The 13,824-nt window shown below is 72.7% G+C and carries 13 protein-coding genes; 8 read left to right on the forward strand and 5 right to left on the reverse strand.

What is annotated here, in order from left to right; all coding sequences use genetic code 11:
* Positions 1-32: 32 nt before the first annotated feature.
* Positions 33-1,499 (reverse strand): GH1 family beta-glucosidase, encoded by a 1,467-nt coding sequence (locus tag SERN_RS14565; RefSeq protein ID WP_135850890.1) that lies wholly within the window; start codon positions 1,497-1,499, stop codon positions 33-35.
* Positions 1,500-2,933: 1,434 nt separating this feature from the next.
* Here SERN_RS14565 and SERN_RS14570 point away from each other — a divergent pair.
* From SERN_RS14570 to SERN_RS14585, 4 genes are all read left to right on the forward strand, one after another.
* Positions 2,934-3,653 carry a GAF and ANTAR domain-containing protein gene (locus SERN_RS14570; protein ID WP_135850891.1) on the forward strand — a complete coding sequence of 240 codons (720 nt, stop codon included), beginning with the start codon at positions 2,934-2,936 and terminating at the stop codon, positions 3,651-3,653.
* A gap of 79 nt (positions 3,654-3,732) precedes the next feature.
* Positions 3,733-4,044, forward strand: a complete 312-nt coding sequence (locus SERN_RS14575; RefSeq protein ID WP_135850892.1) for an Lsr2 dimerization domain-containing protein — start codon at positions 3,733-3,735, stop codon at positions 4,042-4,044.
* Positions 4,045-4,272: 228 nt separating this feature from the next.
* On the forward strand, positions 4,273-4,806 hold the full coding sequence (locus tag SERN_RS14580) for a DUF6221 family protein (RefSeq protein WP_135850893.1): 534 nt from the start codon (positions 4,273-4,275) through the stop codon (positions 4,804-4,806).
* Positions 4,807-4,817: 11 nt separating this feature from the next.
* On the forward strand, positions 4,818-5,525 hold the full coding sequence (locus SERN_RS14585) for a GAF and ANTAR domain-containing protein (protein ID WP_135850894.1): 708 nt from the start codon (positions 4,818-4,820) through the stop codon (positions 5,523-5,525).
* Between the two features lie 36 nt (positions 5,526-5,561).
* Here the strand turns inward: SERN_RS14585 and SERN_RS14590 are convergent, their stop codons facing one another.
* Positions 5,562-6,179, reverse strand: a complete 618-nt coding sequence (locus SERN_RS14590; protein ID WP_408640879.1) for a LysE/ArgO family amino acid transporter — start codon at positions 6,177-6,179, stop codon at positions 5,562-5,564.
* A gap of 86 nt (positions 6,180-6,265) precedes the next feature.
* On the opposite strand from SERN_RS14590, the gene SERN_RS14595 reads away from it, so the two are divergent.
* A complete protein-coding gene (locus SERN_RS14595; protein ID WP_135850896.1) occupies positions 6,266-7,165 on the forward strand; it encodes a LysR family transcriptional regulator ArgP in 900 nt (299 codons plus the stop codon).
* A 22-nt stretch (positions 7,166-7,187) separates the two neighbouring features.
* Here the strand turns inward: SERN_RS14595 and SERN_RS14600 are convergent, their stop codons facing one another.
* Entirely contained in the window at positions 7,188-7,730 is a 543-nt protein-coding gene (locus tag SERN_RS14600; protein ID WP_135850897.1) for a MarR family winged helix-turn-helix transcriptional regulator, read from the reverse strand.
* Between the two features lie 98 nt (positions 7,731-7,828).
* On the opposite strand from SERN_RS14600, the gene SERN_RS14605 reads away from it, so the two are divergent.
* From SERN_RS14605 to SERN_RS14615, 3 genes are all read left to right on the forward strand, one after another.
* Positions 7,829-8,182: a hypothetical protein gene (locus SERN_RS14605; RefSeq protein WP_135850898.1), complete on the forward strand. Its 354-nt coding sequence runs from the start codon at positions 7,829-7,831 to the stop codon at positions 8,180-8,182.
* A gap of 36 nt (positions 8,183-8,218) precedes the next feature.
* The gene (locus SERN_RS14610; RefSeq protein ID WP_135850899.1) at positions 8,219-8,743 is read left to right on the forward strand and encodes a hypothetical protein; all 525 of its coding nucleotides are present in this window, start codon (positions 8,219-8,221) and stop codon (positions 8,741-8,743) included.
* Positions 8,744-8,851: 108 nt separating this feature from the next.
* On the forward strand, positions 8,852-10,444 hold the full coding sequence (locus SERN_RS14615; RefSeq protein WP_135850900.1) for an MSCRAMM family protein: 1,593 nt from the start codon (positions 8,852-8,854) through the stop codon (positions 10,442-10,444).
* Positions 10,445-10,484: 40 nt separating this feature from the next.
* Here the strand turns inward: SERN_RS14615 and SERN_RS14620 are convergent, their stop codons facing one another.
* Together SERN_RS14620 and SERN_RS14625 are read right to left on the reverse strand one after the other, a co-directional pair.
* The gene (locus SERN_RS14620; protein ID WP_135850901.1) at positions 10,485-12,263 is read right to left on the reverse strand and encodes a glycoside hydrolase family 35 protein; all 1,779 of its coding nucleotides are present in this window, start codon (positions 12,261-12,263) and stop codon (positions 10,485-10,487) included.
* Positions 12,264-12,405: 142 nt separating this feature from the next.
* Positions 12,406-13,740, reverse strand: a complete 1,335-nt coding sequence (locus tag SERN_RS14625; RefSeq protein WP_135850902.1) for an ABC transporter substrate-binding protein — start codon at positions 13,738-13,740, stop codon at positions 12,406-12,408.
* Between the last annotated feature and the right edge of the window lie 84 nt (positions 13,741-13,824).

Genomic DNA, 13,824 nt, shown 5'->3' on the forward strand with positions numbered 1-13,824 from the left:
GAGGCCCCAACGGATCCGTCACAGCGGCGGCGTCAGTCGACGTCGTCCACAGCGGGCAGCTCGCGCCGGGCGAGGAGCCGCTGGTACCAGCGCGCGGAGTCCTTCCACGTGCGCTCGAGGGTGTCGTAGTCCACGCGGATGATCCCGAACCGGCGCTCGTAGCCCCACGCCCACTCGAAGTTGTCCAGCAGCGACCACGCGAAGTACCCGCGCACGTCCGCGCCCGCCTCACGTGCGGCGGCGACGGCGGCCACGTGGTCGTGCAGGTAGCCCACCCGCCGGACGTCGCGCACCCTGCCGTCCGGCGAGACGGTGTCCTCGAACGCCGCCCCGTTCTCGGTGACCATCGTGGGGAGGTCCGGGTAGCGGCGCGAGAGGTCGAGCAGCAGCCCGGTCAGCGCGTCGGGCGCGATGTTCCACCCCATCGCCGTGTACGGGCCCGGCTCGCGCACGAACGCGACGCGGTCCGCGCCGACCCAGGGCGTGTGGGCGGACTCGCGGTGACCGGAGTTGTCCGACGTCGCGTCGCCCGCCGGCGAGTGACGCACCATCGTCGTGGAGTAGTAGTTCACCCCGAGCACCGTGAGCGGCTGGTGGATGAGGGCCAGGTCGCCGTCGCGCACGAACGAGAAGTTGCTCACCGCCGCGGTGTCGGTGAGCAGGCGCTCGGGGTAGGCGCCCTCGAGCATCGGCCCGGTGAAGGCGCCGTTGGCGAGCGCCTCGATCTGACCGACGGCGTCCCGGTCGGCCTGGCTGGCGGGGTCCTGCGGGCGCACCACGTGGAAGTTCAGCGTGACGGAGACGCGGGCGTCGGCGCCCAGCACGTCGCGGATCTCCGCGACGGCGAGACCGTGCGCGAGGTTGAGGTGGTGGACGGCCGCGAGCGCCGCGGCGGGCTCGGTGCGACCGGGCGCGTGCACGCCGGACGCGTAGCCGAGGTAGGCGCTGCACCACGGCTCGTTGAGCGTGGTCCAGGTGTGCACGCGCGTCCCGAGCGCCCCCGCCATCAGCCGGGCGTACCTCGCGAACGCGACGGCGGTCTCGCGGGCGGGCCAGCCGCCGGCGTCCTCCAGCTCCTGCGGGAGGTCCCAGTGGTAGAGCGTGACGACCGGCTCGACGCCGGCGGCGCTCAGCGCGTCGAGGAGGTCGACGTAGAACTGCACGCCCTCGGGGTTGAGCGGCCCGGACCCGCCGGGCTGCACGCGCGACCACGAGATCGACAGGCGGTAGGCGTCCAGGCCGAGCCGGGCGATGTGCCCGACGTCCTCGGGCCACCGGTGGTAGTGGTCGTCGGCGACGTCTCCCGTGTCACCGAACTCCGTCACGCCGGGCGTGTGGGAGTAGGTGTCCCAGATCGACGGCGTCCGGCCACCCTCGGCCGCGCCGCCCTCGATCTGGTAGGCGGCGGTGGCGGAGCCGAACGTGAAGCCGTCGAAGGTGCGGGGCGGCTGCTCGGTCTCCGGGGTGCGCGGATTCGGGACGGGCTGGGGATCTGTCATCGTGCGAACTCCTGTATCCGTCGCGGATCGTCGAAGCGATTCGACGCACTTCCGAGTCTCGCCGCCCGCGTCCGTGCCGTCAACCCGCAGGCCGGGGCGCCTCAGGCGGCGCCACAGGCGCGGTAGCCGCTCACCGTCGAGCAGCAGGTCGGAGCGGCGACCGTCGAGGTGATCGCGAGCGCCACGGTCCCCTGCCCCGCACTCCAGGACGATCGCGGCTGGCCGCTGCGACACGGCGACGACGGGCCTCGAGCACAGGGACGCTGTGGCCGGGCGGCGCCACGGCACAGACCGACGCACCCGGTCAGGCAGGTGCGGCGTCCCCCCGGGAACGACCGCGCGCAGCGGGCGGGGGGCCGCCCCTGTCCCATCGCGCACCGCAGAGCTGGCAGGAGAGACGGCCCGTCGCACGACCGTCGATCTCGAGGCGGACGGCCCACGGGTGCGTGCACCAGGGCCGACCGACGCGCACCCACCGGTCCTCGACGTCGTTCGGTGCATCGAGATCGGGCGGGTCGGGGCGGGTCGGGGCGGGGTCGAACTGGCTGGATCTCGGCATGAGCTGTCCTCTGGGGCTGAGCCCGTCAGTGAGGCGCCGAGCGCGGTCATGGCCCGGGATGACGTACCTGTCGACACTAGGCGTCCCGCGACGACCTCGGGGTGATCGTCCCCGCCGTCCCCACGGGTGCGCGCGAGCCGTCGTGGCCACCGGGGCCGACCGCGCGTCGACGACCAGCCACGCCGGCAGCGCCGTCGTGACGGCTCGAATCAATGCCGGGAGATCACGGAGGTGCGGTTCATCGCCGCGACGACGAGAAGTGACTCGCGCCGGGGGAAAAGATTGTCGGGTTGAATTCGCGACGGCGTCCCGGTGCGGCCGGACCGCCGCGTCACCGTTGCGGCTCCGAGGTGGGGGTCGGGGCCGGGGTCGACGAGCCGCGCGGGCCCGGGGCGCTGGTGCCGATGGGCCATCGCACCCCGCACATGGCGCACATCAGATTGCCCGTCCCCGATCCTTCCGCACGCTCGCGGACCGCCCACTGGTGGGCGCACCACGGCCTCCCCGCCCGGATCCAGCGCACCTCCGCCTGGTCGGCGGTTCCAGCGGTCGTCATGAGCGACCCACCGGACCGATCGGGGACCGGCCGGGGGCGGGCAACCGCATCGAGCACGGATCGGGGCCCTCGGCGGACGGCAGGCACGGGGCGAGCATCGGCGGGACGTGGCGACGTGCGGCGGTCATGACTTCTCCCCGGTCGTGCGGGGCCGCGGTTTTGACCGAGCCTCACTTTCGCACATCGAAAGCCGAGGACACCAGTCCGGGATTTGCGCAGTTGCCATTCCCAGCAACTGCCACAATGGACCCGGGTCCAGCAGAGCGGCCCCGGATGCTTCGGCGGCTCGTTCCGTCGACCGATCCAAGGAGGCCTCCTCATGCCTTCACCGCACGACGCCATCACGATGGCCGAGATGGCCGAGATGGCCGCCGCGTTCCACGGCGGCGACTACGACACCCCGGTCACCGGCGACCGAATCATCGCCAGCGGGCTGGAGCTCGTCCCCGACGCCGACCACGCCAGCCTCACGATCAGGCAGCACAACAGCTATTCGACGCTCGGGTCCTCTTCATCTGTCGCGGAGCAGGCCGACCAGCTGCAGTACTCCCTGGACGAGGGTCCCTGTCTCGACGCCTTCAACGATGCCGAGTGGTACCGCAGCGGCGACATCGCCCACGAGACGCGCTGGCCCCGGTGGGGGCCGCGGGCCGCGGCCCTCGGACTCGGATCGGTGCTGAGCATCCGACTCCTCAGCCGTGGTCGCTCGACCGGATCCGTCAACTTCTACAGCGAGGATCACGGCCGGTTCACCGATCGCGAGAACATCGATCTCGCCCTCGTCTTCACCACCCACGCCGCACTCGCGCTCTCCTCCGCCCAGCTGGTCACGAACCTGGAGACGGCCGTGACCTCTCGGCACATGATCGGGATGGCGCAGGGCATCATGATGGAGCGCTACAGCCTCGACACCGCCGACACCTTCGCAGCGCTCCAGCGCCTCTCCTCGATCCACAACCGGAAGCTGCGGGACCTGGCCGAGGAGATCGTCGCCACCCGCACGATCCCGCTCAAGCGCGACGAGTCCGAGACGTGGTGACCTGCGCGGGGATGCGGGCCCCACGACTCCTGCCGGGGTCGCTCGAGGCGTCCCCCGCCCGGAAACGCCGGTCCCGACGATGACCGGCCCCGTCGGCCCGGACGACGACGACGCGGACATCTCCGTGGTGGACTTCAGCCACCGAGGTGTGGCCTACACGATCGCTCTCGACGCTGCCGGCGTCGCCGACTTCGACAGCGCGCTCGCCCCCTACCTCGCGGTCGCCCGGCGAGCAGGAGGCCTCCGACGCCGCGCTGATCGGGTCGCCCCGCCCCCGTCCGCCCCTTTCGACGACGCGTCGTTCACGGCGGGTGGTCGCGCGATCGACGGTCGCGACGCCCCGCGGCCGGACGAGCCGGGGCGGAGCCCCTCCGGCGGACGGGAGCCGTGACGGAGCTCGACGTGAGCGGCCACCGGGGTCGAACGCTCGACGACGGGCTGCGCCTACCTGTGCGGTCCCGACGCGTGCACGATGGGAGCGCAACCACCTGAGGCTTCCGGTGCGCGTGCGCGGTGGGGACCGCGATCAGTTCTCGATGCAGAGATCGGTGGCGAGGCTGTGGTGGAGAGCGATGCGCAACGTCCGCCCGGGCCCTGGACCGGAGCACCCGCCTCACCCGTGGGGATCGTCGACTTCCTCCACGCCCGCCTGGACGACGACGAGAGTGCCGCCACGGCGGTCGGGGTGCTGCACACCTTCGCGGTGCCGACCACGCGGAACCGGCTGCGGCGCGTCACCGTCCAGACCGACGAGAACCTGACCGTCGTCGACATCGTCGACCCCTGGCCGGCGCAGCTGGCGGTGGTGGCCCACCTGTGGTCGTGGTCGCCCCAGCGCGTCCTCATCGACTGCGAGACGCGACGGCAGGTGGTGGAGCAGGCGGCGGCGAACGCCGACCTCGAGCTGCTCCGCGAGCAGGGTGGGCCACCCTCCTCGGCCCGACCGTGGCAGCAGCTGCTCCAGGTCCTGGCGGCGGCCTACAGCGACCACCCCGACTACGACCAGGCGTGGGCCCCCGGAACGGCCGACCACCAGCCGCAGGATGACGGGACGTCGGAAGGCCGGCGGTCGGAACCGGTCGAGCCCGGTGCGCGGACGCGCGTGACCTGGCAGAGTGCGGTACGGGTCATGATGGCGGCTCTCCGAACCTGAGGAGATCACGCATGGACACCACCGACGCCGGCGATCTTGCGCGGCACGCCGAGCTCATCGACCATGAGACCGGCGTCCGGGACACGGTCGATCAGATCCTCGCGGGCGCGATCGACTACGTCGGCGACGCCGTGCACGCCACCGTCACGACGACGAGGGAACGTCACCACGTCGTGCTGGGTTCGAGCTCCGCCCTGGCCGCCGAGGCCGCCCGGAGCCAGTTCGAAGCGGGCCAGGGGCCCGTCCTCGATGCCTTCGCCGAGGACACCTGGCTTCGCAGCGGTGACGTCACCCTCGACCCGAGGTGGCCCCGATGGGGCCCACGTGCGGCCGAGCTCGGCCTTCGGTCGGTGCTGATGATGCAGCTGCTCGCCCACCGCAGGCCGGTGGGCGCCCTGACCCTGTACGCCGAGGAGGCCGACGTCTTCGCCGACCTGAACAAGATCGACCTGGCCCTGCTGTTCGCGGGACACGCCGGGACCGGCCTGTCGGCCACGCGGGTCATCGAGGGGCTGGAGATCGCCGTCTCCTCGCGTCAGGCGATCGGGATGGCCCAGGGCATCCTGTTGGAACGCTTCAACCTCGACCCAGCAGGGGCCTGGTCGGTCCTGCGCCGGTTGTCCACCACGAGCAATCGCAAGGTGAACGACATCGCCGAGGAGATCGTCAGGACGCGCAAGATCCCCGAGATCCGAGCGTCGGGGCGACCGGCGCCGTGACGTCGCCACCCTCCTGAGCCGCGAGCGGGCGGCGACTCAGTGCGCACCCCGCAGACCCAGCAGCAGGCTCGTCGCGATGACCACCATGACGACGGCGACGCCGACGTCGAACACGCGCCACGCCGTCGGCCGCGCGAACACCGGCCGCAGCAGCCTGGCCCCGAACCCGACCGCGCTGAACCACACCACGCTGCCGATCGCCGCACCCGCAGCGAATGCCCACGGCCGCGCGTAGCTCGCCGACACGGACCCGAGCAGCACCACCGTGTCGAGGTAGACGTGCGGGTTGAGCCAGGTCAGGGCCAGCGCCGTCAGCGCCACCTTCGACGCGGGCGCGGCGGGGGCGGCGCCGTCCTGCGTCACGAGGGCCTGCGGTCGTAGCGCGCGACGCGCCGCGCTCGCGCCGTACCAGAGCAGGACGGCGACGCCGGCGAGCGTCACCACGGTGAGGAGCGTGCGGTTGCTGGCGACGACGGCACCCACCCCCGCGGCTCCGAGGCAGATGAGCAGGACGTCGCTCAGCGCGCAGATGGCGACGACGATAGCGACGTGCTCGCGGCGCAGCCCCTGACGCAGGACGAAGGCGTTCTGGGCACCGATGGCGACGATGAGGCCGAGGCCGAAGACGAGTCCGGCGGCGAGGGTGGAGATCACGAGGACGACGCTAGGCACCGCCCGACCCGTGGTCCAACGAATGTTTCTCATGCTTCATCAGCAGTGCTTCAGGTAGCCTCGCGGCCATGGAGTGGGACCTGCCGCAGCTGCGGGCGCTGGCCGCCGCCGTCGACCACGGCAGTCTCGACGCTGCGGCGCGGGCCCTGCACGTGACGCCGTCGGCCGTGAGCCAGCGCCTGAAGGCGCTCGAGCAGCAGGTCGGCGCCGTGCTCCTGCAGCGCACCCGCCCCGTGCGGGCGACGGACGCGGGATCCGCCGTCCTCCGGCTCGCGCGTGAGATCGACGCCCTCACCGCGGACGCCGACCGGACGCTCACCCCGGACGGCGAGGGCACGTGGCCCCGGGTGCGGATCGCCGTCAACGCCGACTCCCTCGCGACCTGGGTGCTCCCGGCCCTGGCGCCGCTGACAGGCACGGTGCTGATCGAGTTCCTGCGCGAGGACCAGGACCGCACCGCCGACCTGCTGCGCGACGGCACGGCCATGGGCGCGGTCACGAGCCAGGCCGTGCCCGTGCAGGGGTGCACGGTGGAACGGCTCGGCACGATGCGGTACCACCCGATCGCCTCACGCGCCTTCCTCGACCGCTGGTTCCCGGACGGGGTCACGACGGCGGCTCTCGCGCTCGCACCGATGGTCGTGTTCGACGACGCCGATGCCCTGCAGCACGAGGCGTTGCGACGACGCGGGGTCGCCGCGGCGCCGTCGTCCCACGTCGTGCCGTCCTCCGCCCAGTTCGCCGACGCCGTCCGGCACTCCTACGGCTGGGGCATGCTGCCGGACCTCCAGGTCGAGACCGTGGACGAGGACGTCGCCGACGCCTCCGACCTCGTGCGACTCGACCCCTCGGGCGCGTGGCACGAGGACGTCGTGCTCTTCTGGCAGCAGTGGTCGCTGCGCACCCCGAGCCTCGACGCAGCGGCGGACCTGCTGCGGAGCGCCGCGGCGTCGTCGCTCGAGCCCTGAGCCGGACGAGCCCGGCGCCGGGTCAGGCCGGCACGGGCAACGCCTTCTCGCTCTCCGTCTCGAGCGCCTCGCTGAGACGGGTCAGCACGTCCAGCACCGTCGTGCGGTCGGCCGGCGTGAGGTCCGCCACGACCTGGCGCACCTCGCCGCCGAGCACCGCGCAGCTCTCCAGCACCCTGTCGTCGAGCTCGCCCGTCGTCTCGACCGCCACCGAGCGCCGGTCGCCGGGGTGCGCGGTGCGGCGCGCGTACCCGTGCTGCACGAGCCGGTCCACCATCGAGCTCGTCGAGGCCCCGGTGATCCGCAGCGCGTCGGCGATCTCGCACTGACGCACCACCTCGCCCAGCTGCTTCGCCCGCACCAGGTGCCGGAGCGCCAGGACGTCCGTCTCGCCGAGGCCCAGCAGCGCCCCGGTGCGGGCGCGCGTGGCGGCCTCCACCTCGCGGTAGCGCCGCAGGAGCACGAGCACGCCGGCCGGCTCGACCTGCTCGGCACCGCCGTACCAGTAGGCGGTGGGCGACGCCGTGACTGGTCCGTGACCGTCCGGAGAACTGGTTCTGGACATCGCTTCACTCTCGTGTAGTGTCTTTAACAGTTAGAGAGTCGAATGATTCGACAGACTCACTGTAGGGCCTCCGGGCCCCGAGGGACCAGGAGACCGTCATGACCAGCACGATGCCGAGCACCATCACCATCGCCCCGTCAGTGGCGGCCCCGGACCGTCTGGCGCACCCCGCCGGGTGGCGCGCCCGCGCCGACCGCGTCGTCGCCGAGCAGACCGCCGAGCTGAGCGCGCTGAGCGAGGTGCGCAGCGCCTCCATCTCCGTCGAGGGCGGCCCGCACGCCCTCGTCCTGCGGGTCGAGTGCCTGATGGCGAGCGAGGTCGTCTCCCTCGACGTCATGCGTCTCCTCAACGACGACCTCCCGGCCCGCGTCGAGGAGATGGTGGGGCTCCCCCTGACGGAGCGCCACCTCGAGCTGACCATCAGCCAGTACGCCGTCGCCGACGCCGCCTGACCCACCGCCCACCTTCCCGCCCGACAGGAGAGACCGATGCGAGCTCGCCCCACCCGAACCCTGCTCAGCCCGTCCGTCACCGGCACGCGCACCGGGACCACCGCGGCGCAGGCCTCCGTCGCCGAGGCCCCCGGCGCCGCCCCCCGCCCCACGTTCCAGCAGCTGCCGCCGGCCGAGCTCCACGCCATGCTGGCCGACCACGGTCTGCTCGGCCGCCGACTCGGGCGTCTGCTCGGTGTCACGACGACGTGGGCGACCACGCGATGGGCTCCCGGGCCCGTGCGCGGCACCGTCGTCCCCACCTTCCACATCCGCGTCCCCGGTGCCTGCCCCGACCGCGCGGCGGGTGAGCAGGTCACCCAGAAGCTGCAGCGTCAGGGCTGGCGGTGGCGCCTCGTCGCCGACCGCGGCTCCTTCCGTGTGGACGCGAAGAGGCAGGGTGCCTCGATCGCGATCACCGCGCGCGACAACACCATCGGATTCACCGTCCAGGGTGCGCCGGTCGCGATCGGCCCCACGCAGGCCCGTCTGCTGATGGCCGGCGTCTACGACGACGACTGAACCACGCGCCGCACACCCTGGCGCCCCCCGGCATCGGTCTTGTCCTGAACGATCAGCCGCCCTACGGTCGGGGGTAGGCGAGCAGGGGCACCTCGACGAAGAGATCCCGTGCGTCCTGACCACCCCCGCCCCACCCGCTCCCACCGGCTCCGCCGTCGCCTCACCGCGACCCTCGTCCCCCTCGGAGCGATCGGCCTGCTCCTGGGCGCCGGGGCTCCGGCGTCGGCCGCGACCGCGGGGTGGGCGCAGTGGGGTCCGCTGACGGGTGACGGCGGCGCCTACGCGAGCACGGTGCAGCTGCCGGCGGCAGGCTTCCCGGCGGCCACCATGACCTCGACGTCGCGTTCCGACGCGCAGCTCCCGTCGGGCGCGACCACCTTCCTGCGGCCGGCGACGCCCCCGGGAGCCGTCTACGGCACGAGCCGGGGCAGCAGGTACGTGACGCTGCGCCCCGTCCAGGACAACCCCAGCGTCCCGTCCGTGACCACGTACACCTTCGCAGCGCCCACCCCGCAGGCGGGCTGGACGTTCGTGCTCGGCGACATCGACGCCGATCAGGTCACGGTGAGCGCCACGACGCCCGACGGCGCAGCGGTGGCCCCCGAGGTCGTCGACCGGTGGTTCCAGGGGGCGTTCAACTCCACGCCGTCGGGGACGGACGTGCCGACGTGGGACGCGGCGACCGCGACCCTGACCGGCAACGCGCTCGCGCAGGACACCGCGGGCGCGAGCGGCTGGTTCGAACCCGACGTCTCCCTCGCGACCCTGTCTTTCACCTTCGCGGCGCGATCGGGCTTCCCGGTCTACCAGACCTGGTTCGCGAGCCGCGCGCAGGAGGTCGGCGGCACCCTCACCGACGTCTCGGCCGACGGCACCTGCGGGGTCGACGGAGCCGCGCTGACCCTCTCCTCGCCCGCGGGGCAGGTCGCCACGGCCACGGCCGCCGCCGACGGCACGTACTCCTTCGGCGACGTCGCGATGCGCAGCGACTGGGCGATCACGGTGACGCCGCCCGCCGGGTGCGCCGTGGTCGGCGACGCGGCGATCGCCGTCGACAGCACGGGCGACGAGGGGGACGACGCCTCGCGGGGCGACGCGTCCCTGGACGCCGTCGCGGTCGCGGAGGTCGCGGTGGGCGGTTCGGTGGTCGACGGCGACGGCGCCCCGCTGCCGTCCGTGGACGTCACCGTCACCCGTCCCGACGGCAGCACCGCCATCGATGAGACCGATGCCGACGGCGCGTGGGTCGTGCCCGAGAACCCGGTCGGCGAGGGCTACGCGGTCGAGGTCGAGTTGCCGCAGGGCTACACGCCCGGGCCCGACGGAGCCGTGCGCGAGGGGCTGACCCTCACCGAGGCGGGGCTGCCGCCGCTGGACTTCGTGCTGATCGCCGACGCCGTGCCGGAGCCGACCGACCCCCCGGCGCCTCCGACCGATCCGCCGACGCCCACCGATCCGCCGAGCCCGACCGATCCGCCCACGTCGCCCCCGCCGACGGCGGGCCCGGCCCCGAGCGATCCGCCGACGGCGTCGGCGTCGCCGACACCCCCGCCGTCACGGTCCGGTGGCACGGGTGGCCGCCTGCCCGCCACGGGCGCCGACGGCGACGCCCTGCCCTGGGCCGCCGGGCTGGTTGCGGCGGGCTCGGCCCTGCTGACCGTCGCGACGCTCCGGCGCCACCGCGACGCCCGCCGCAGCTAGCCGCTCGCCTCCGTGAGGGCGGGCCGAGCCGGCCCGCGCCTCAGAACTCGGTGTGCCCCAGCCGCGGCTCGGCCACGAACCGCACCCGCTCGTCCGGCGCCCCGAGGAGCTCCAGCACCACGATCCGGTCCCCGTCGCCCGTGACGATCTGACCCGGCACGTACATGGTCGCCGTCGGACCCTTGGACCAGTACCGGCCGAGGTTGACGCCGTTGACCCACACCACGCCCTTGCCCCAGCCGGACACGTCGAGGAAGAGGTCGCGACCCGCGGGCAGGTCGACGGTCCACGACGCGAACGCCGGGCCGGCGATGCCCTGCGCGAGCGGTGGGGCGCCCTGGAAGGTGCGATCCGCCGTCGCCACGGCGTCGACGTCCAGGCCCACGGCCTCCCAGCCCAGCAGCTTCTCACCGCCGAGCGTCGCGGGGCCGATGAGGCCCTTGGCCTCACCGATCCGCACGCCGTAGTTCACGCGACCCTGGTCCTCGACCAGCAGCTCGAGCACGGCCTCGCGACCGCCGGTGGCGGGCAGCGTGAGGCTGCGCGCGCGCTCGGAGCGGTCGATGATGCCGACCGCGACACCGTCGAGGAAGACCTGCGCACGGTCGCGCACCTCGTCGAACACGAGCACCGAGGCCACCTCGAGCGCCACGGTCGTGCGGTAGCGCACGTAGCCCGACGGCACGGCGAGGTCCTCGTGCGACGGGACGTCCTCCCACGTGCGGTCGGCGACGACGCCGAGGCGGGCGACGGCGTCATCCAGCGACACCGTGACCCCACCCCGGTCCACGGTCACCTCGGGCGCGGGCACGCGGTGTGCAGCGGTCTCGCTCGGCACCGGCGCGTAGCGCGCGACGACCTCGCGGAACGCGTCGTACTTCGCCGTCGCCGTGCCGTCCTCGGCGAGCGGGGCGTCGTAGTCGTAGGACGTGACCAGCGGCTGGTAGACGCCCTTGTCGTTGGCCCCGTTGGTGAAGCCCATGTTGGTGCCGCCGTGGAACATGTACAGGTTCACGGAGCCGCCGGCCGCGAGCAGCGCGTCCAGGTCCGAGGCCGACGCCGCGGCGTCGGTGACGTGGTGGTGCGCGCCCCAGTGGTCGAACCAGCCGTTCCAGAACTCCATGCACATGAGCGGGCCGCTCGGCTGCGCGTCGCGCAGGATCTGCAGGCGCTCGGCGGTGCGGGAGCCGAAGGTCACGGTCCGGTGCAGCTCGGGAAGGCCGCCGCGGGCCTGCATCTCGGGGTCGGCCTGGTCGCACGTCAGCAGGGGGACGTCGATCCCGGCGTCGCGGTTCACGCGCACCAGCTCGCGCAGGTAGTCCTTGTCGTCCCCGTACGCGCCGTACTCGTTCTCGATCTGGACCGCGATGACGGGTCCCCCGCGCGTGATCTGCCGCTCGGCCACGATCGGGAGCACCTGCTGCAGGTACTCCGTGACGGCCGCCATGTACTGCGGCTCGTTGCGCCGCACACCGACCCCCGGCATGCGGAAGAGCCAGGCGGGGAAGCCGCCGTTGTCCCACTCCGCGCAGATGTAGGGGCCCGGGCGCACGATCGCGTGCATGCCCTCCGCCTCGACCAGGTCGAGGAACCGGCCGAGGTCGCGCTGCCCGGTGGTGTCGAACACGCCTCGCTCGGGGGCGTGCACGTTCCAGGCGACGTACGTCTCGATCGTGTTCAGTCCGAGAAGACGCGCCTTGTGGATGCGGTCGGCCCAGGCGTCCGGGTGCACGCGGAAGTAGTGGAGGGCGCCGGACAGGATCCGGTGCGGCTCGCCGTCGAGCAGGAAGTCCTGCTCGCCGATGGCGAAGGTGGGCATGTGGGTGAACCTCGCGGGATGTCGTGGGCGATGCGGTAAGACGAACGGGTGGTGGCGGCGCTCGGTGCGTCGCCACCACCCGTTGTTCAGGAGTGCAGTCGTGCTGTCGTGCTGTGGTTCAGACGTGCTGCTCGGTCGAGGATCAGTCGACCGTGAAGCCCTGCTCGTTGCCGTACGCGATGGTCGCGTCCTGCCACGAGGCGATGCCGTCGCTCAGCGAGGCGCCGGAGACGTAGGCAGAACCGACGTTGTCGTTGAAGATCGAGTTGGCGTAGACCTGGTAGGGCAGGTACTGCCAGCCCGGTGCGACGGCCTTGGCCGACTCGGCGAGAACCTCGTTGAGCTTCTGGTTGCCGAAGTACGGGAACTCCTTGCCCAGGAACTCCTCGGACTCGAGCTCGGCGACGGTGGCCGGGAAGGCGCCGCCGTCGACACGGATCTGGACACCCTCGTCGACCGAGGCGAACTCGAGGAACGCGTACGCGAGGTCGGCGTTCTGCGACGCCGACGTCACGGACAGGGCCGAGCCACCGTTCTCGGAGGTCACCAGGTCGGCGCCCGCCTCCCACTGCGGCATGGGCGCGACGCGCCAGTCACCCTCGGCCGCCGGAGCGCCGTTCTCGAGGTTGGTGGGCATCCAGGCACCGATGGTCAGGGTGGCGATGGTGCCGTTGCCGAGACCCTGGTTCCAGTCGTCGGACCAGGAGGTGACCGGGGCGAGGAGCTCCTCGTCGATCATCGTCTGCCACAGGTCGGTGAACTGCGCGACCTCGGGGGTGTCGAAGTCGACGGTGACGTTGGTGCCGTCGACCTCGTACGGGTGGCCGCCGGCCTGCCAGATCATCGACGTCGTGAAGCCGGCGTCACCCGTGTCGTTCGTGATGTAGAGGTTCGGGTCGGCCGCGTGGAGCGCGCGGGCGGCCTCGAGGTACTCGTCCCACGTGGTGGGGATCTCGACGCCGTGCTCGGCGAAGACGGCCTCGTTGTAGAAGAGCGCCATGGGGCCCGAGTCGAGCGGGAGGCCGTAGACGCCGCCGTTGATCGCGACGGAGCTCCACGGGCCGGGGGTGAAGGAGTCCTCCAGGTCGGAGGCGCCCATCGAACCGATGTCGGCGAGCCCCTCGCCGATGGCGAACTGCGGGATCGCGAAGTACTCGATCTGCGCGAGGTCCGGCACGCCGGAGCCGGCCTGGATGGCGTTCTGCAGCGCGGTGTACTGGTCGTTGCCCGTACCGGCGTTGACGATCTCGATGTCGACGCCGGGGTTGGCCTCCTCGAACGCCGTCGCGACGTCGGGGACCGTGGAGTCCCAGGCCCAGACCAGCAGGTCGCCCGAGAGGTCGCCCTCGGCGGCGGAGCCGCCGCCGGAACCGGAGCCCTCGTCGGCGCGGTCGGTCCCGCCGCAGGCGGTGAGCGTCAGGGCCAGGGCGGCCGCGACGGCGCTGCCGCGAAGGACGCGGCGACGGTTGGTGGTCATGCTCATTTCTTGTCTCACTTCGTTGTTGGAAACAGGGCGAGGGGTGCGAGTGCGGGGGTCGAACGGGGGCGACGCGGGTTGGTG

Origin of the sequence: Serinibacter arcticus (assembly GCF_004786095.1) — a bacterium.
GTDB classification, from domain to species: domain Bacteria; phylum Actinomycetota; class Actinomycetes; order Actinomycetales; family Beutenbergiaceae; genus Litorihabitans; species Litorihabitans arcticus.